This is a genomic window from Lysobacter sp. Root916 (genome assembly GCF_001429785.1).
Taxonomy (GTDB): domain Bacteria; phylum Pseudomonadota; class Gammaproteobacteria; order Xanthomonadales; family Xanthomonadaceae; genus Lysobacter.
Map to the genome: position 1 here is coordinate 1368814 of NZ_LMJF01000001.1, position 16674 is coordinate 1385487.

Consider the following 16674-nt stretch of genomic DNA (forward strand, 5'->3'; position numbering starts at 1 on the left):
GCGCCGCGCCGGGCTCAGGCCGCGGATTCGCGGCGGATATACGGAGCCTCGCCGGTCTCGTGGTCGGTGGCGTCGCGCACCGCGGTCACGCCGGGCACCTTGCTCATCAGGGTCTTCTCGATGCCCTGCTTGAGGGTGACGTCGGCCATGCCGCAGCCGTGGCAACCGCCGCCGAAGCGCAGCAGCACCACGCCCTCGGCGGTCACTTCCTGCACCGACACGTGGCCGCGATGTTCGGCCAGCTGCGGATTGATCTCGTGCTCGACCAGCCAATGCACGCGCTCGACCAGCGAGGCCGAGTCGGTCGGCGCCTCGCCCTTGATCTTGGGCGCGCGGATCTGCAGTTGGCCGCCGGTGGCCATGGTTTCGTAGTCGATCTCGGCGCCGTCCAGGTACTTCACGCTGACCGCTTCCAGCCACAGGGTGAAGCCGTCGCAGTCGATCGCCCATTCGTCGCCGGCCAGGTCGCCGGGCTCGGCGAACTCCAGGCGCACGTCCGCGCGCGGCGTGCCGGCGTGCACCGCCGACAGCTTCACGCCCAGGCCGGGCAGCGCCTCGCGCTCGATCAGCTTGCGGAAATGGGTCTGTGCGGATTCGGAAATGTTGATCATGGGGCTATTCTAGCGGGGTCCGTGTCACGTGAAGACACACCCCGACGGCCGCGGCGGCCGCTGTTGCGAGTTCCATTCAGGCAAGCCCGAACGGACCCGCAGCCCAGCCCCGCAAGGAGCGCAAGTCCGATGAACGATCTGATCCCCCTCGCCCAGGCGCATTGCCTGGCCCGCCGCGGCAGCGAACACCGCCTCAGCGAGGCGCGCGTGCGCGAACTGCTGCCGGAAGTGCCGGGCTGGGAACTGGCCGAAGACGGTCACGCGCTGGTGCGCACCTTCCGCTTCGACGACTACTACCGCACCATGGCCTTCGTGAACGCGCTGGCCTTCATGGCTCATCGCGAGGACCACCACCCCGACCTGGGCGTGCATTACGACCGTTGCGTGGTGCGTTATTCCACTCACGACGTCGGCGGGCTCAGCGAGAACGATTTCATCTGCGCCGCCAAAGCCGACGCCCTCACCGGTTGACCGCCGCCATGACCAGCCCCGTTTCGCTCCCTTCCCTGCGCATCGTGGCCGCGACCGTGGCCCTGTGCGCGTCGCTCGCGGCCTGCAAGAAGCCGGCCGAGGAACCCATCATCCGCTCCACCGAGCCGCTCGCGGTGAGCACGCCGCCCCCCACCTACCCGATGGAACTGGGCTGCGAGGACATCGGCGGCACGGCCGTGCTCAAGGTCGTCATCGGGGTCGAGGGCAAGCCCACCGATATCCGCATCGTCCAGACCAGCAAGACCAAGCAGCTCGACGACGCCGCGGTCACGGCGGTGCGCGGTTGGACCTTCCGCGCCGCCACCCGCGCCGGCAAGCCCACGCCGGTCTCGATCCAGGTGCCGGTGACCTTCGCCCCGCCGGCGGTGCGTCCGGAGTCGTGCTTCGTGTACGACGAGGAAAAGAAGAACAAGCTCTGAGCGAGGATTGCGCTGGGGTCTGAGGCCGTGCGGTTCGCGCGCGGCCTTTGCCTTGGATCGTCTATTCGCATTTGCAGCATCACGAGCTCCGGGGAGCCGCGCCACCATGTCCGTTCGTCCGAATCGCCGCAGGCTGTGGCCACTCGCGCTGATCCTGTTGGCCGGCAGTGCGATCGCGCAAACCCCGCCCGCGCCACCTGGCCCGCCGGCATCGGTCGCGATCGATCCGAGCAAGCCGCAGCGCCCGCTCGCCGCGCGCTCGGCAGTGCAACCGCGCTATCCGCGCGATCAGGCCTGTTTGCGCATAGAGGGCACCGTCGGCCTGGTCGTCACCGTCGGCGCCGACGACAGTGTGTCGGCGGTCGAGATCGAACGCAGCTCGGGCAGCGCCGAACTAGACCGCGCGGCGGCCGAGGGCGCGCGTCGCACGCGCTGGCAGGCCGAAATCGTGAACGGCGAAGCGGTCGCCGCCAGCCTGCCCCTGGCGGTGAAGTTCGTGTCGGACGATGAGCCGCGCGAGTACTGTCGGCGCGTCGAGATCACCCTGTTCGGGGACGACGGCGAGGACGTTATTCCCGCATCCGCGGAGCCGATCGAGATGCGGGTGGAATTGTTCGTGCCGACCGTACTGGAAGCACGGTTGCAATTGCGCCGCATCGGCGCGCCGTCGCAGAGCGAATCCCCGATCCACGAACAGCGCCGCAAGCTGGAGCGACCGGACAACGAGCGTCGCAGCTCGTTCGACGCAAGCGTGCCGCGGCCGCCCAGCCCGGGGCGCTACGCGCTGGACGTGTTGGTCGACGGCGAGCCGCGCGCGCACCACGAATTCGAAGTGCGCTGAGGCGTTCCGTGCGCGCGCCGGTGGCGCTGCCGCAAGCCGCGCACGGCCTGCCGCAAGGTATCGGGCGACTGCACGGCGAGCGAGCGCGAATCGGCGATGATGGCGTCCGCGTCCGTCATGGCGGCGGCAGCGCATCCCACCGAGACCTGGGGAGGCCTCGTTTTACATGATCCGTACCCTTGCACGCCGCGCCGCACCCCTGTTCGCGCTGATCCTGTTGTCGTCGTATGCCGCGGTTCACGCGCAAACGCCGCTTCCGCCGCCTCCCTCGCCGCCGCAGGGCGGCTGGGACACACCGCCACGCGTGGTCGATCCGCGCCTGCGCCAGCGCGACGCCAAGATGAAGACCCCGATGCGGGTGCGCTACCCCGACGCCGAAGCCTGCATGCGCATCTCCGGCACTACCACTTTGGTCGTGACGATCGGGGCCGAAGGCGACGTGCTCGACGTCGGGATCGAACACAGCTCGCGCAACCGCAACCTCGACCGCGCCGCGTTTGCGGCCGCCCGCGAGACGCGCTGGACCCCGGAGATCTTCAACGGCCAGGCCACGCCGTCGCGGGCGCGCATTCCGGTCGATTTCGTGCTGCCCGAGGTCTCGTCCGAAAGCTGCCGGCGCGTGAGCGTGGCCCTGGTCGACGCGCAAGGCGCCGCGCAGCTCACCCCACCCCCGGTCGGCCAACCGCTGCGCGCGAAGATCGGCCTGTACGTACCCGCCAAGCTCGAGCTCAGGCTGGCGCTGCGCCGCGCCGACCCCAAGGCCAGCGACAACCCCGACCTGTATCCGGTGGTGCACGAAGAAAGCCGCAGCCTGGAACCCCCGGCGCACGCCGAATTCAGCAGCCTCGACTACGCCACGCCACAGCCGCTGAGCGCGGGCGCCTACCTGTTCGAAGTCCGCGTCGACGGCGAACTGCGCAGCAGCACGGCGATCGAGGTGCGTTGAGCAAGCACCGACAGACGACGATGGGCAGCGATCTCGAACCCTTGATGCTCAACTGCGGCGAACACGGCCAGCGCATCGCCACCGTCATCTGCCGCCACTTGCTCGGCGGCAGCGACCTCCCCAGGGCGGGGTTCATCGAGAACAGCGACGACCCGAACGACCTTCAGGCCTGGTGCCATGCCTGCGAAGCCAAGTTCGAAGCCGAAGGCGACATGACCGAGGCCTTCCGGGCGTTCAACGACTTCGCGGTGGTGTGCGTGGACTGCTATCTGGCCGCCAAGGCGCACCACTCCCTGGTGGGCCAATGACTCGCTGGATCAAGCCAACCGATCCAGCACCTCGATCAACTCCGGCGCCAGCGGCGCGTTCAATAGATAAGGTTCGCGGCCGCCGTCCAGCGCGAACTCCAGGGTCGAGGCGTGCAGGAACAGCCGGCGCAGGCCGGCCTGGTCGCGCAGGCGCTTGTTGGCCTCCGGGTCGCCGTACTTGTCGTCGCCGGCCACCGCGTGGCCGATGTGCTGGGCGTGCACGCGGATCTGGTGGGTGCGCCCGGTCTCGATCCGGACCTCGCAATAGGACTGCCCCCCGCGCCGCTCCAGCACCTTGAAATGGCTGAGCGAGGCCTTGCCGTCGCGGTGGACCTGAACGTGGCGCTCGCCGCCCTGGCGCAGGCCGATGTGCAGCGGTGCATCCACGCTCATCACCCCGTCGGGCACGCGCCCGGTCAGCAGGGCCAGGTAGCGTTTTGCGATACCGCCGTCCTCGCGCATCAGGGCCTGCATCTCGGTCAGGGCCGAGCGCTTCTTGGCCACGATCAGCAGCCCCGAGGTGTCGCGGTCCAGGCGGTGGACCAGCTCCAGGGTCTGGCCGGGGCGCAGCGCGCGCAGGGTCTCGATGGCGCCGAAACTGATGCCGCTGCCGCCGTGGCTGGCCACCCCGGAGGGCTTGTTCAGGGCCAGCAGGCGCGCGTCCTCGAACACGATCGCGGCGTCCAGGGCGTCCATGAAGCCCTTGGGCGGGGCCGCTTTTTCTCCGACCTCGCTGAGACGGACCGGCGGAATGCGCACCTCGTCGCCGGCCTCGAGCTTGCGCTCGGCCTTGGCGCGGCCGCCGTTGACCCGGACCTGGCCCGAACGGACCAGCTTATAAATCAATGAACGCGGCGCGCCTTTGAGCTGGCCGAGCAGGAAGTTATCGAGCCGCTGACCTTCACGGTCGTCCGGCACACGAATAGTGCGGGCCCCGGGGCCCGTGGCGGTGTTGGCTGGAGAGGTCATCCGGAAAGCGTTATCTGTTACACTCGCGACGCGAGATAAGGTTTTGATTTCGCTGGGAGTTGTCCTGCAGGTCGCGCCAGATGGGCATGACCGCAGGATGTGGGCCGAAAGCCCCTCCTCGCGATTCCGGTCCGCGTCTAACCACTGCCCACGGGGTAGCCATGTTAGCAGCGACGGTCCGGCGGAACCCGCCCTCGCCCGGTGGCTCTCCCGCAGGGGCGACACCATCGCGATGAACACGACCCGCGCGGCGCCCCGGTTCGAACCGAAGGCTGCCGCCGGGCCCCCGCCCCGAGCGACGTTCGCGTCGCCGGTCCGAAAGTCAGGCAATAAAGAAACAAGCGCTCCCGCGGCGTGCCGTGGTGTAGAAGCGCTGGTAGTGGAAGTTTCGCCGGCGCGCGCCGGGCGCAGAGCGGTTTACCGCCCTGCAGCGTACAGGCCGCGACGGCGGGGCTTCGGTTCCCAGATAGCGAAACGCCATGGCGTTCCGCGCGGTAGAGCGCGCGAGGAACGCAACAATGAAGCGCATGCTGATCAATGCGACGCAGGCGGAAGAACTGCGCGTCGCGATCGTCGACGGCCAGAACCTGTACGACATCGACATCGAACAACCGGCCAAGGAACAGAAGAAGTCCAACATCTACAAGGGTCGCATCACCCGCCTCGAGCCCTCGCTCGAAGCGGCGTTCGTGGAATACGGCGCCGAGCGCCACGGCTTCCTGCCGCTGAAGGAAATCTCCCGCGACTATTTCCAGGCCGGCGTCGACCACAACAAGGCCGGCCTGCGCGAGCTCCTGCGCGAAGGCCAGGAAGTGGTGGTTCAGGTCGATAAGGAAGAGCGCGGCAACAAGGGCGCCGCCCTGACCACGTTCATCTCCCTGGCCGGCCGCTACATGGTGCTGATGCCGAACTCGCCCACCGCCGGCGGCGTCTCGCGCCGCATCGAGGGCGACGACCGCGCCGCCCTCAAGGAGGCGATGGACAAGCTGGCCATCCCCGACGACATGGGCGTGATCATCCGCACCGCCGGCGTCGGCCGCGATGCCGAAGAGCTGCAATGGGACCTGGACTACCTGCTCCAGGTCTGGAAGTCGATCGCCGAGGGCGCCCTGAGCAAGCCCTCGCCGTTCCTGATCTACCAGGAATCGCGCCTGATCATCCGCGCCCTGCGCGACTACATGCGCCCGGACATCGGCGAGATCCTGGTCGACACCGACGAGATGTACGCCGAGGCGCGCGACTTCGTCGAACAAGTCATGCCGCACAACCTGCGCAAGCTGAAGAAGTACAGCGACGATACCCCGCTGTTCAACCGCTTCCAGATCGAGTCGCAGATCGAGAACGCCTACGAGCGCACCGTACGCCTGCCCTCCGGCGGCGCCCTGGTGATCGACCAGACCGAGGCCCTGACCGCGGTCGACGTGAACTCGGCGCGCGCCACCAAGGGCGGCGACATCGAGGAAACCGCGTTCAACACCAACCTGGAAGCGGCCGAGGAAGTCGCCCGCCAGATGCGCCTGCGCGACCTCGGCGGCCTGGTGGTGATCGACTTCATCGACATGTCGTCCAACCGCCACCAGCGCGAGGTCGAGAACAAGCTGCAAAATGCCCTCAAGCAGGACCGCGCGCGCGTCCAGATCGGCCGCATCTCGCGCTTCGGCCTGCTCGAGCTGAGCCGCCAGCGCCTGCGCCCGTCGCTGGGCGAGTCCAGCCAGCTGGTCTGCCCGCGTTGCGACGGCCACGGCCGCATGCGCAGCGTCGAGTCGCTGTCGCTGTCGATCCTGCGCGTGGCCGAAGAGCACGCGATGAAGGAGAACACCGGCCAGGTGCTGGTGCAGGCCCCGACCGAGATCGCCAACTACCTGCTCAACGAAAAGCGCCGCGCGCTCAGCGAGATCGAACAGCGCCACGACTCGCCGATCGTGATCGTCGCCGACGAGCAGTTGGAGACCCCGCACTACGAGGTCACCCGCATCCGCGAGAACGAGCTGGGCGAAGAATCCAGCAAGCCCAGCTACCAGCGCGGCACCCCGCGCAAGCTGCCGACCCACGCCCTGACCAAGGCCCATCTGAACATTCCGGATGCGCCGATGGTGACCAACGTCAAGCCCGCCCAGCCCGCGCCGATGCGCGAGCCGCGCGAAGAGCCGGCCGCCGTGGCCGCCTTCGCGGTGCCGGCGCCGGTGGTGGTCGCGGCGCCGCAGGTCGGTTTGTTCGGACGCCTCATTAACCTGTTCCGCGGCGGCGCCGCCGCTGCCCCCGCCGCGCCGGCTCCGGCCGCGCGCGCGCAGGACGGCCGCGGCCGTAACGAACGCGGCGACCGCAACGGCGGTCAGCGCCGCGACGGCCGCAACGAAGGCCGCAACGGCAAGGGCGGCCGCGATGGCGGTCGCCGCGACGAGCAGCGCCGCGACAAGCCGCAGGCCCAGCAGCAGGCCCCGGGCGGCCAGCAGCAGCCGCGCGTCAAGCAGGAGCAGCCGGCCAAGCAAGCGCAGCCGCAGAACCCGCCCAAGCAGCAGGCGCAGCAGCCCAAGCAGCCCAAGCCCCAGCAGCAACCGCAGGGCGAAGAGCAGCGCACGGGCAACGCCCCGCAGCAGGCGCAGGCCAACAACGCCCCGCGTCCGCCGCGCGAGCCCAAGCCGGCCGCAGCGCAGCCCAAGCCCGACACCGACGCGCTGAACGCACCCGCGATCGCCGCCGCCGCTGCCCTGCCCGCCGTCGCCGCCGCGACCGGCGAAGCCGTGGCCGCCGAGGAAGCGATCAAGCGCGAAGACGCCGTCAATGCCAGCAACGAGAACGGCGCCGCAGCCGATGACGCCGCCGGCGAAAGCGGCGGCCGTCGCCGCCGTGGCCGTCGCGGCGGTCGCCGCCGTCGTCGCGGTGCGGGCGAAGCCGGCGCCGCCGGCGAATCGCAGCTGCACGACGATGTCTTGAACGACGACGACGACGAAGCCGGCGACGAGCCGGGCGCGACGCCGGTCGCGGCCGCGAACCGCTCGCAGCCCGAGTTCGATTTCGACGACGATGCCTCGGCACCGGCCAAGCCGGCTCCGGCTTCGGCGCCCGCTCCGGCCGCGCCCAGCGCGGTCGCGACCGCGGCACCGGTCGCCGCCGCCGTGGCCGCCGCGCCGTCCTTCGACACCCAGCCGGTGTTCGAACCGCACGAGCCCACGCGCAGCTACAACGCCGCCGAACAGGTCGTGCCCGCGGCCGCGGCCCCCGTCCAGGCGGTCGAGACCGCCCCGGCCGTGGAGCCGACGCCGGCCGCCGCCGCGGCGGCCGCGATCGCGCCGGTCGCCACCGCTCCGGTGGAAGCAGCGCCGGTCGCCGCCGCCAAGACGGAAGCGCCCACTAGCGCCTACGTGGCACCGAAGGCGTACGAAGCTCCGAAGGCCTATGAGGCTCCGAAGGCCGAAGCGCCCAAGGCCTACGAAGCACCGCAGGCTTACGAGGCACCGAAGCCCGTCGAAGCGCCGGTCGTGATCGCGCCGCAGTACGCCCAGCCCGTCGCGCCCAAGGCCGACGAAGCGGCCGTCGTGACGCCCACCGCGGTCGTGGTCGAGCCTGAAGTCGTCGCCCCGCTGGTGGTCGAAGCCGAAGTCGTGCCGGCACCGGTCGCGATCGAAGAGACCGTGGTCGAAACGCCGGCCGTGGTGCCGGCGGTCGAAGCGAAGGCGGAAGCCGTCGCGCCGTCGATGCCGCACACCGCCAGCCTGTTCGATCCGGTCCCGCAGCCGCCGCGTCCGGCGACGCCGGCACCTGCCGATGCCGCGGTCGAAGGCCAGGCCGATGCGGACGACGAGCCCAAGGAAGGCGACCGTCACGCCTGATCGGGTGAGGTCGTAGTGCGACAGGAAACGGGCCGCTAGCTGCGGCCCGTTTCTATTTGGGGGCTAGGAACGGAGGCGTTCGTGACGAGCCGTTCTTGGTGAGCTTGTCGAGCCATGAGCGGTGGGCCCGTGACAAGGCAAAAGCAAATCCCCCTCAATCCCCCTTTTGCAAAGGGGGAAGACAAGCAAGGCGAAGAAACCCCACGAGCCGTTCGTGGTGAGCCCGTCGAACCATGGGCGGTGGGCCCGCGCCAAGGCAAAAGCAAATCCCCTCAATCCCCCTTTTGCAAAGGGGGAAGACAAGCAAGGCGAAGAAGCTCCACGAGCTGTTCGTGGTGAGCTTGTCGAACCATGAGCGGCGGGCCCGTGACAAGGCAAAAGCAAATCCCCCTCAATCCCCCTTTTGCAAAGGGGGAAGACAAGCAAGGTGAAGAAACCCCAGGAGGCGTACGCGGCGCGCGTGTCGAACCATAAGCGGCGAAGCATGCCGCGTAACCTGCGGCGCCGCTTACAACGCGTGCGCCGGATCCGCCAAACCGTACTGCCCGGCCAAGCGCGCCAGCGCGATGGTGTCGACCACGCCCAGCTTCGCGAACAAGCGCGTCTTGTGGGTGTTGACGGTTTTGGCGCTAAGGCTCAGACGCTTGGCGATCTCTTCCTGACGCAGCCCCTGCACCAGCAACAGCGCGATTTCGATTTCGCGCGGCGACAATTCGTCGAACGGCGACGCGCCGCCGTCGACCTTGGCCAAAGCCATGTTCTGGGCGATCGCGACGGCCAGATAACGCTTGCCGCGCGCGACGTCGCGCACCGCGCGCAACAGCTCGGCGGCGTCGCCGCCCTTGTTGACGTAGCCCGAGGCGCCGGCCGCGAGCAGGCGCTGCGGCATCGGCCCGTCCTCCAGCACCGACACGATGATCACCCGCGTGCCGTGGTCGCCCTTGATCACGCGCTCGGTCACTTCCAGCCCGCTGTAGCCGGGCAGATGCAGATCGCACAGCACCACGTCGGGACGCAGCTTGCGGATTTCCGGCAAGGCGAGCTCGCCGCTTTCGGCGTCGCCCACCACTTCGATGTCGGTTTCCGCCGACAAGATCATGCGCATGCCGGTTCGCACCAGCGCGTGATCGTCGACAAGGTAAACGCGTATCGTCATGCTGTCCCCGGCCGCTGCGGCCTGCCGCAAACGAGGCTACGCGGCGCCCGCGGGGCACGCAAGCAGTCGCGAACCTTTGGCACATTCGATCCATTGCCGCGCTGTGCAAACTCCAGCTAATTCGTTAGGCGAAGGAACCCAAATGCCGCACAAAAGCCGTCTTGTCGTCCTCGCGCTCAGCCTCGCGATCGCCGCCTGCGCGCAAACCGCGCCGGTTGCACCGGCCGCACCGCCGCCGAGCGTGGACGCCACCAGCCAACCCGCCGCCGCCGGCTGGCTGGCCGACGTGGTCGCGATGTCCGACAGCCAGGCCGCTGGCGACCGCCGCGCGGTGATCCAGCGCCGCCTGCAGGGCCTGGGCATCCAGTGGCGCGCCGTACCGTTCAGCGCCGGCGAACACAGCGGCGAAAACCTGCTGGCCGACGTCTCCGGCTCGGCCGATGCGCCGCTGCTGTTGCTGGGCGCGCATTCGGACAAGGTAGACGTCGGCCGCGGCGCCACCGACAACGCCTCAGGCAGCGCGGCGGTGCTGGCCCTGGCCGAACGCTTCAAGCGCGAACCGCTGCGGCACCATCGCGTCGCGGTCGCGTTCTGGGACCTGGAGGAACGCGGCCTGCTCGGCGCCAAGGCCTACGTCGCCGACGGCAAGGTCAAGCCCGCGCTGTACGTCAATTTCGACGTGTTCGGCTGGGGCGACACGCTGTGGATGATGACGCCCGATGCCAATCAGCCGCTGGTCGCCGCATCGCGCGCCGCCACCGACGAAACCGGTATCAGCCTGTCCGCTGGCGACAAATACCCGCCGTCCGATCATCTGGCCTTCCTCAAGGCCGGCTGGCCGGCGGTGTCGTACTCGCTGCTCGGCGCGGCGGAGATTCCGCTGACGTTGGAAGCGTTCGCCGGCAAGAAGCCCAAGCCGGTGCCGAAGGTGATGCAGGTGATCCACAGCGACGCCGACACCGTCAGCCAGGTCGACGCGGTCGCGGCCGCGCGCGGCGTGGATGCGGTGGAACGCGCGCTGCGCCGTTGGGACGCGCAGTCCGCGCCGTAACGCGATCGGCGCTCGCGGCGGCTGCCGCCGCGAGCGCGCGCCCGTCTTGCGGCGAATTCGCAAGCGCCGCACAGGTTGCCAGCGACACGCAGGCTATCGTGATCGATACCCGCCGACGCGACCCCAAGCACAGCGCCACGGCGCTGTCCGAATCCGGCGAGTCGGCATCGCGCCCAGCTGTCAGCATCACCGCATCCAGCCCTCTCCCCCGGAGCACCGAATGACCGACCACGCCACCGCCTTCTGCCGTCTGCATCAGGACGGCCTGCTCCTGCTCGCCAACGCCTGGGACGCGGGCAGCGCGCGCTTGATCGAAAGCCTGGGCGCGAAAGCCGTCGCCACCACCAGCGCAGGCCTGGCCTGGTCGAACGGTTACGCCGACGGCGACGCGCTGCCGGTCGAACGCCTGTACGCCGCGGTGGAAAGCATCGCGCGCGCGATCCGCGTGCCGCTGACGGTCGACGCCGAAGGCGGCTATTCCGACGATCCGGCCACAGTCGGCGCGACGATCGCTCGACTGGGCGCGCTGGGCGCGGTCGGCATCAATCTCGAAGACGGCGACGGCACGCCCGAGGCGCTGTGCGCCAAGCTCGACGCGATCAAGCGCGCCTGCGCCCAGGCCGGCGTCGACCTCTTCGTCAACGTGCGCACCGACATCTACCTGCGCGGCCTCGCCCCCGAAGGCGAGCGCGTCGGCGCCACCCTGGCGCGCGCGCGGCTGTACCGCGACGCCGGCGCCGACGGCCTGTTCGTGCCCGGCATCGTCGAGCGCAGCGATATCGCCGACGTCGTCGCTGGCACGCCCCTGCCGGTGAACGTGCTCGCACGCCCGGGCCTGCCGGCCGCGGCGGAGCTGGCGCAGTTGGGCGTGCGCCGCCTCAGCGCGGGCTCCGGCCTGTCGCAGACCCTGTTCGCGCGCGCCGCCGAGCTCGCCAGCGGCTTCTTCCGCGACGGCGACTCCGCGCCGCTGTCCGCCGGCGCCATGCCCTACGCCGACATCAACGCGCTGTTCGCCGCACGCTGACGCGGCGGCGCGCGGCGCCGGTGTACATTGCCTGCAACGCGCACGCGCCGGCTCCACCGGCGCGGCGCTAGCGCCGAGGCAGACGCATGTTCCATTGGCTGACGGGCACCTTCGCGCACCTGGCCGCCGCCGCGCTGGCGGTGCTGATCTATGTCCTGACCACGCGCGGCGCGCAGGAACGCCGCGCGCCCGCGGCCGCGATCGCCTGGGTGATCGCGCTGGCCCTGCTGCCCTACCTCGCGCTGCCGCTGTATCTCGCCTTCGGCCGGCGCAAACTCACGCGCGAGCGCGTGCACCTGCGTGCGCACACGCAAGCGCAGACGCATTGGGCCGCCGAACTGCTGGTCTCGCTGGGCCTGCCCACGCCGGCCAGCGCGAACACGCAGTTCGACGCCGACGGCACGGCCGCGCTCGCATCGATGCTGGCGCTGATCGACGGCGCCCGCCAGCGCTTGGACGTGTGCAGCTTCATCCTCGGCAGCGACCAGGTCGGCGCGCGCGTACTGCAGGCGCTGGCCGCGGCCCAGCAACGCGGCGTGCGCGTGCGGCTGTTGCTGGACGGCGTCGGCTCGCTGCGCACCGATCGCGCCGCCCTGCGCGTTTTGCGCCGCAGCGGCGCCGAGGTCGCGTTCTTCCGTGGTCTGCTCGGCCGCCCCGATGGAGCGCCGCGCAATCTGCGCAATCACCGCAAGCTCGCGATCGCCGACGGCCAGCGCCTGTGGAGCGGCGGCCGCAATCTCGCCATCGAGTACTTCCTCGATCGGCCCGAGCGCCCGGCCTGGCTGGACCTGTCGTTCACCATCGACGGCGCCGTCGCCGCCGACGCCGCCGACCGCTTCGAGCGCGACTGGTGCAAGGCCGTGCACCGGCCGCTGCCCGCATTGGCCGCATCCGTGCCCCAGCCCGCGCAACCGCTGGTCGCGGCCGCCCAATTCCTGCCCAGCGGCCCCGAGTTGCCCGAGGACAGCGCCCAGGCCCTGCTGGTCGCCGGCGGCTACCGCGTGCGCCGCCGCCTGCTCGCGGTCACGCCTTATTTCGTGCCCGACGACAGCCTGCAACAGACATTGAAACTGGCCGCGCTGCGCGGCATCCAAGTCGACCTGGTCCTGCCCGCGCAATCCAACCACCGCCTCGCCGACCTCGCCCGCCGCCGCTCCATGCGCGACCTGGCCGCGGCCGGCGCGCGCTTCTGGCTGCACCCGCGCATGCTGCACGCCAAGGCGGTGGTGTTCGACGACGACCTGGCGATGTGCGGCTCGATCAACCTCGACCTGCGCAGCCTGTTCCTCAACCACGAGGCCTCGGTGCTGTTCTACGGCCGCCACGAAATCGACTGGCTCGCCCAATGGATCGACGCCCGACGCGGCGAATCCCAGGCCTACCAGCCCCGCCCGGCCGGCATGGGCGCCGACCTGCTGGAAGGCGCGGTGCGCGCGATCGCCTTCCAGCTCTAAGCACGTCCGCTGACACCATCGGCCACGCCGATTGGGGATTCAGATCACAACTTTTACGCGCGCTCAAAGTCTGGCGGCCGATTCCGTGCTTCCATGCCGCGAAAGACCGCGCCGCCGGCACGCTCACGCCTTATTCTCTGCCGAGACACCAGACTGTCAGCCACGCCAGGCATTACACGGGGCCGCACCACATGCCGGACAAGGAACGCCGACGCACCGCCGAACCGACCGATGCGCAATTGCGCGCCGGCCTGACGCCCGAACAGCTGTCCGCCTTGGAGACGCTGGAACACTTCCGCTGGACCCTGCGCTTCGTGCGCCGCCCGCTGTTCAAAGAACCGATACCGGTGGTCTTCCACGCCGACGGCCGCTACGCCGTGCTGGAACCGGACGGCTCGATCAACGACAACCCCGGCTTCGATATCCGCAAATAGCCGCACCCGCGTCCCAACGCCAACCCCGCTTTGGGGTAGGTGCGGCATAAGCCGCGACCACGTAACCCCACCTACGACGCGTCCCAGACTTCAAACCAAACTTGAAGCCCCAACAAGAAACATTCGTTTCTCCACATCGAAACCGCGGCGGATAGTCGCACCCATCGAACCGCTGCACTGCTCTTCTACGGGCAATGCAGCGCCTAATCCTTGGAGTGCCCCGCCATGCTCACTGCCTCGCCCACCTACGTCACCCAACGCAACGGCCAAGACGCCAACGCCGAAACCCTCGCCCCACTCGCCTTCGCCGGCCACGCCCACTTCACCGCCATGCAAGTCCGCGACCGCAAAATCCGCGGCCTCGACCTGCACCTGGACCGCCTGCGCACCGCTTCGATGCAGATGTACGGCCGCGCCCTGCCCGACGAACGCATCCGCGCCTACCTGCGCAGCGCCATCGCAGCCGGCCCGGCCGACCTCTCGCTGACCGCCACGGTCTACTCGCCGTCTGGCGAATTCGTCGTCGCCGGCCCCGACATCGAACCCGAAGTCCTGATCCGCACCAGCCCCGCCGCCACCGGCCCCGCAGGCCCGCTATCCCTGGCCACCTTCGACTACGAACGCCCGCTCCCCAACGTGAAGCACGTAGGCGAAGTCGCCAAAACCCACTACCTGCGCGCAGCCGTCGCGCAAGGTTTCGACGACGCCGCCTTCGTGGACCGCCACGGCCGCCTCAGCGAAGCCTCGATCTGGAATCTGGTGTTCTGGGATGGCGAAGCCGTGGTGTGGCCGATCGCGGACATGCTGATCGGCACGACGATGGGGATCGTGCGGCGGCAGTTGGATCGGCTAGGTGTGGCGCAGCGCGATCAAGAAATGCGACTGGCCGATTTGTCCGGCCTGGCGGGCGCTGCGGTCATGAACTCGTGGACACCCGGAGTCGCGGTGAGCGATATCGGACCGATCGCGTTGCCGCAGGCGCCGATTTTTATGCAGGCGCTACAGAGTGCTCACAAGGCCGAGCTGCAGCACACGCCATAACGACGAACAGCGAACAAGACGATGCTGTTTGCGATGTTCCGCAAATGTTGGCGGAGAGAGTGGGATTCGAACCCACGGAAGGTTTAACCCTTCGGCGGTTTTCAAGACCGCTGCCTTAAACCACTCGGCCATCTCTCCGTAGCGGGGTCGCGGCGCCGGGCGTGGCCGGCGACGCCGCGGGATTCTCTCACGCCGCGGTCTTGCTGCGCGCCTTGGCGTCGTTCTTGGCGACGCCGTCGGGGCACGGGGCGCCCTTGATGTCGCTGCACTGCAGACGCGCGGATTCGACCAGGGACGGGGCCTTTTCGGCCAGGAAGTCGATGAACACGCGCACCGCCGGAAGCAGGCCGCGGCGGGAGGCGAACACGGCGTGGAAGATGCCTTGCGGCAGGCGCCAGTTCGGCAGCACCACTTCCAGTTCGCCGCGGCGCACGGCTTCGGCGCAGACGGTTTCCGGCAGCAGGGTGATGCCCACGCCCTGTTCGGCCAGCGCCATCAGCATCGGGAAATCGAAGCCCATCACACGCGGCTTGAGTTCGACCCGGCGCACTTCGCCGTCAGGGCCGTGCAGCTCCCAGCGCTGGCGAGCGTCGTCCTCGCTGATGCTGAGGGTGACATGGTCGGACAGTTCGTCGGGGTTCTTGGGGCGGCCCATGCGGGTGAGGTACTTCGGGCTGGCGACCAGCAGTTCCTGGATCTGGCCGAAGCTGCGCATCACCAGGCTGCCGTCGTCGTCGAGCTTGGAACGCACGCGCAAGGCGACGTCGATGCCTTCGTTGATGATGTCGACGCGGCGGTTGCTGACGTGCAGTTGCACGCGCACCTGCGGGTACTTGGCCAGGAATTCGGGCAACAGCTTGGGCAACTGCTGCTGGGCCAGGCCGACCGGCACGCTGACGCGGATCACGCCGCGCGGCTCGGCGCTGAGGCGGTCCACCACTTCGCGCGCGGCCTGGGCCTCGGCCAGCATCGACTGGGCGTGGCGATAGACGCTGTTGCCGACGTCGGTGACGGCGAAGCGCCGCGTGGAACGCTGCAGCAGGCGCACGCCCAGATCGGTCTCGAGCTGGCTGATGCGCCGGCTCAGACGCGACTTCGGTATGCCCAGCGCGCGCTCGGCGGCGGCGAAACCGGCGTGGTCTACGACCATCGCGAAGTAGTAGAGGTCGTTGAGATCGTGCATGGCTATAGTTCCGAATTCAGAACAGTAAGTGATATTAAACCAGCTTTATCCTATTTTTGCAACGAACTACAGTTTGCCTCAACGCGGCGCCGCCGCAACCGCCCACCGAGGCCAGCCATGAAACTCCTGCACATCGATTCCAGCGCCCTGGGCGCCAATTCCGTGACCCGCGAGCTTAGCGCGGCCGTGGTGGCACGCTGGCAGGACGCTCTGCCGGCGCTCAAGGTCGAGTACCGCGACCTGGACGCCGAGCCGATCCCGCATCTTACCGGTCGCACCCTGGCCAAGGCCGATCCGGCCGAGGCCGACGAGGGCGAGCGCGTGATCCAGCAGTTCCTGGACGCCGACGTGATCGTGATCGGCTCGCCCATGTACAACTTCGGCGTGAGCTCGACCCTGAAGGCCTGGATCGACCGTGTCGCCGTCGCCGGCCGCACCTTCCGCTATACCGAGAACGGGCCGGAAGGCCTGGCCAAGGGCAAGCGCGTGATCGTCGCCACGGGTCGCGGCGGCTTCCACGCCGGCGCGCCCACCGACTTCCAGGAGCCCTACCTGCGCCAGGTGTTCGCCTTCCTGGGCATCGACCAGGTCGAGTTCGTACGCGCCGAGGGCGTGGCCTATTCGCCGCAGCACCGCAGCGACGCGCTGGCCCAGGCGCACGCGTCGATCCCGACCCCGCTGCGTCTGGCCGCCTGATTCCCTCCCCGAGCCGGCGCCCTCCCCTCGCCGGCACCGCGCCGGGCCTGCACGCAGGCCCGGCGTTCTTGTTTGGTGGCGGCGCTGCACCAGGAGCGGCCGCGGCTTTGGGGTAGGAGCGACGTGAGTCGCGACCACGAAACTTCGGCCACCTGCGCGACCCGCCTTCTGTGGGAGCGACGTGAGTCGCGATTGCGCAGCTTCGGCGACCTGCGCGGG

General features: G+C 69.3%; 15 protein-coding genes, 1 tRNA gene and 1 pseudogene. 12 read left to right on the forward strand and 5 right to left on the reverse strand.

Annotated elements, in window-relative coordinates; genetic code table 11:
• Positions 1-14: 14 nt before the first annotated feature.
• Positions 15-611, reverse strand: a complete 597-nt coding sequence (locus tag ASE35_RS06180; RefSeq protein ID WP_056175108.1) for an NfuA family Fe-S biogenesis protein — start codon at positions 609-611, stop codon at positions 15-17.
• 129 nt (positions 612-740) lie between these two features.
• Here ASE35_RS06180 and ASE35_RS06185 point away from each other — a divergent pair, with 129 nt between their 5' ends.
• From ASE35_RS06185 to ASE35_RS06205, 5 genes are all read left to right on the forward strand, one after another.
• Positions 741-1082 (forward strand): 4a-hydroxytetrahydrobiopterin dehydratase, encoded by a 342-nt coding sequence (locus ASE35_RS06185; protein WP_056175111.1) that lies wholly within the window; start codon positions 741-743, stop codon positions 1080-1082.
• An 8-nt stretch (positions 1083-1090) separates the two neighbouring features.
• On the forward strand, positions 1091-1522 hold the full coding sequence (locus ASE35_RS06190; RefSeq protein ID WP_057163443.1) for an energy transducer TonB: 432 nt from the start codon (positions 1091-1093) through the stop codon (positions 1520-1522).
• Positions 1523-1628: 106 nt separating this feature from the next.
• Positions 1629-2363 carry an energy transducer TonB gene (locus ASE35_RS06195; protein ID WP_082611134.1) on the forward strand — a complete coding sequence of 245 codons (735 nt, stop codon included), beginning with the start codon at positions 1629-1631 and terminating at the stop codon, positions 2361-2363.
• 166 nt (positions 2364-2529) lie between these two features.
• Positions 2530-3309, forward strand: a complete 780-nt coding sequence (locus tag ASE35_RS06200; protein ID WP_057163241.1) for an energy transducer TonB — start codon at positions 2530-2532, stop codon at positions 3307-3309.
• Positions 3306-3617, forward strand: a complete 312-nt coding sequence (locus ASE35_RS06205; RefSeq protein WP_235570001.1) for a hypothetical protein — start codon at positions 3306-3308, stop codon at positions 3615-3617. The genes ASE35_RS06200 and ASE35_RS06205 overlap by 4 nt, the downstream gene beginning before the upstream one ends.
• Positions 3618-3626: 9 nt before the next feature.
• Here ASE35_RS06205 and ASE35_RS06210 read toward each other — a convergent pair whose 3' ends face one another.
• Positions 3627-4586 carry an RluA family pseudouridine synthase gene (locus ASE35_RS06210; protein ID WP_056175124.1) on the reverse strand — a complete coding sequence of 320 codons (960 nt, stop codon included), beginning with the start codon at positions 4584-4586 and terminating at the stop codon, positions 3627-3629.
• Between the two features lie 518 nt (positions 4587-5104).
• On the opposite strand from ASE35_RS06210, the gene ASE35_RS06215 reads away from it, so the two are divergent.
• Positions 5105-8416 (forward strand): Rne/Rng family ribonuclease, encoded by a 3312-nt coding sequence (locus tag ASE35_RS06215; RefSeq protein WP_057163243.1) that lies wholly within the window; start codon positions 5105-5107, stop codon positions 8414-8416.
• 508 nt (positions 8417-8924) lie between these two features.
• Here the strand turns inward: ASE35_RS06215 and ASE35_RS06220 are convergent.
• Positions 8925-9572, reverse strand: a complete 648-nt coding sequence (locus tag ASE35_RS06220; RefSeq protein WP_056175131.1) for a response regulator — start codon at positions 9570-9572, stop codon at positions 8925-8927.
• Positions 9573-9714: 142 nt separating this feature from the next.
• On the opposite strand from ASE35_RS06220, the gene ASE35_RS06225 reads away from it, so the two are divergent.
• The 5 genes from ASE35_RS06225 to ASE35_RS06245 all read left to right on the forward strand — a co-directional run bounded on the left by ASE35_RS06225 (position 9715) and on the right by ASE35_RS06245 (position 14576).
• Complete coding sequence (locus tag ASE35_RS06225) at positions 9715-10623, forward strand: M20/M25/M40 family metallo-hydrolase (RefSeq protein WP_057163244.1); 909 nt, start codon at positions 9715-9717, stop codon at positions 10621-10623.
• A 220-nt stretch (positions 10624-10843) separates the two neighbouring features.
• Positions 10844-11647, forward strand: coding sequence for an isocitrate lyase/phosphoenolpyruvate mutase family protein (locus tag ASE35_RS06230; RefSeq protein WP_057163245.1), 804 nt, complete (start codon positions 10844-10846; stop codon positions 11645-11647).
• An 86-nt stretch (positions 11648-11733) separates the two neighbouring features.
• Positions 11734-13101, forward strand: coding sequence for a phospholipase D-like domain-containing protein (locus tag ASE35_RS06235; protein ID WP_057163246.1), 1368 nt, complete (start codon positions 11734-11736; stop codon positions 13099-13101).
• Between the two features lie 191 nt (positions 13102-13292).
• On the forward strand, positions 13293-13535 hold the full coding sequence (locus tag ASE35_RS06240; protein ID WP_056175144.1) for a hypothetical protein: 243 nt from the start codon (positions 13293-13295) through the stop codon (positions 13533-13535).
• A 225-nt stretch (positions 13536-13760) separates the two neighbouring features.
• Positions 13761-14576 (forward strand): aminotransferase class IV family protein, encoded by an 816-nt coding sequence (locus tag ASE35_RS06245; RefSeq protein WP_057163247.1) that lies wholly within the window; start codon positions 13761-13763, stop codon positions 14574-14576.
• A 48-nt stretch (positions 14577-14624) separates the two neighbouring features.
• Here the strand turns inward: ASE35_RS06245 and ASE35_RS06250 are convergent.
• Positions 14625-14714, reverse strand: a tRNA-Ser gene (locus ASE35_RS06250).
• Positions 14715-14880: 166 nt separating this feature from the next.
• Positions 14881-15759, reverse strand: a pseudogene (locus tag ASE35_RS06255) (LysR family transcriptional regulator); the annotation flags it as partial.
• A 117-nt stretch (positions 15760-15876) separates the two neighbouring features.
• Between ASE35_RS06255 and ASE35_RS06260 the strand changes: the two are divergent.
• A complete protein-coding gene (locus ASE35_RS06260; RefSeq protein WP_057159463.1) occupies positions 15877-16455 on the forward strand; it encodes an NAD(P)H-dependent oxidoreductase in 579 nt (192 codons plus the stop codon).
• The last annotated feature ends 219 nt before the right edge of the window (positions 16456-16674 follow it).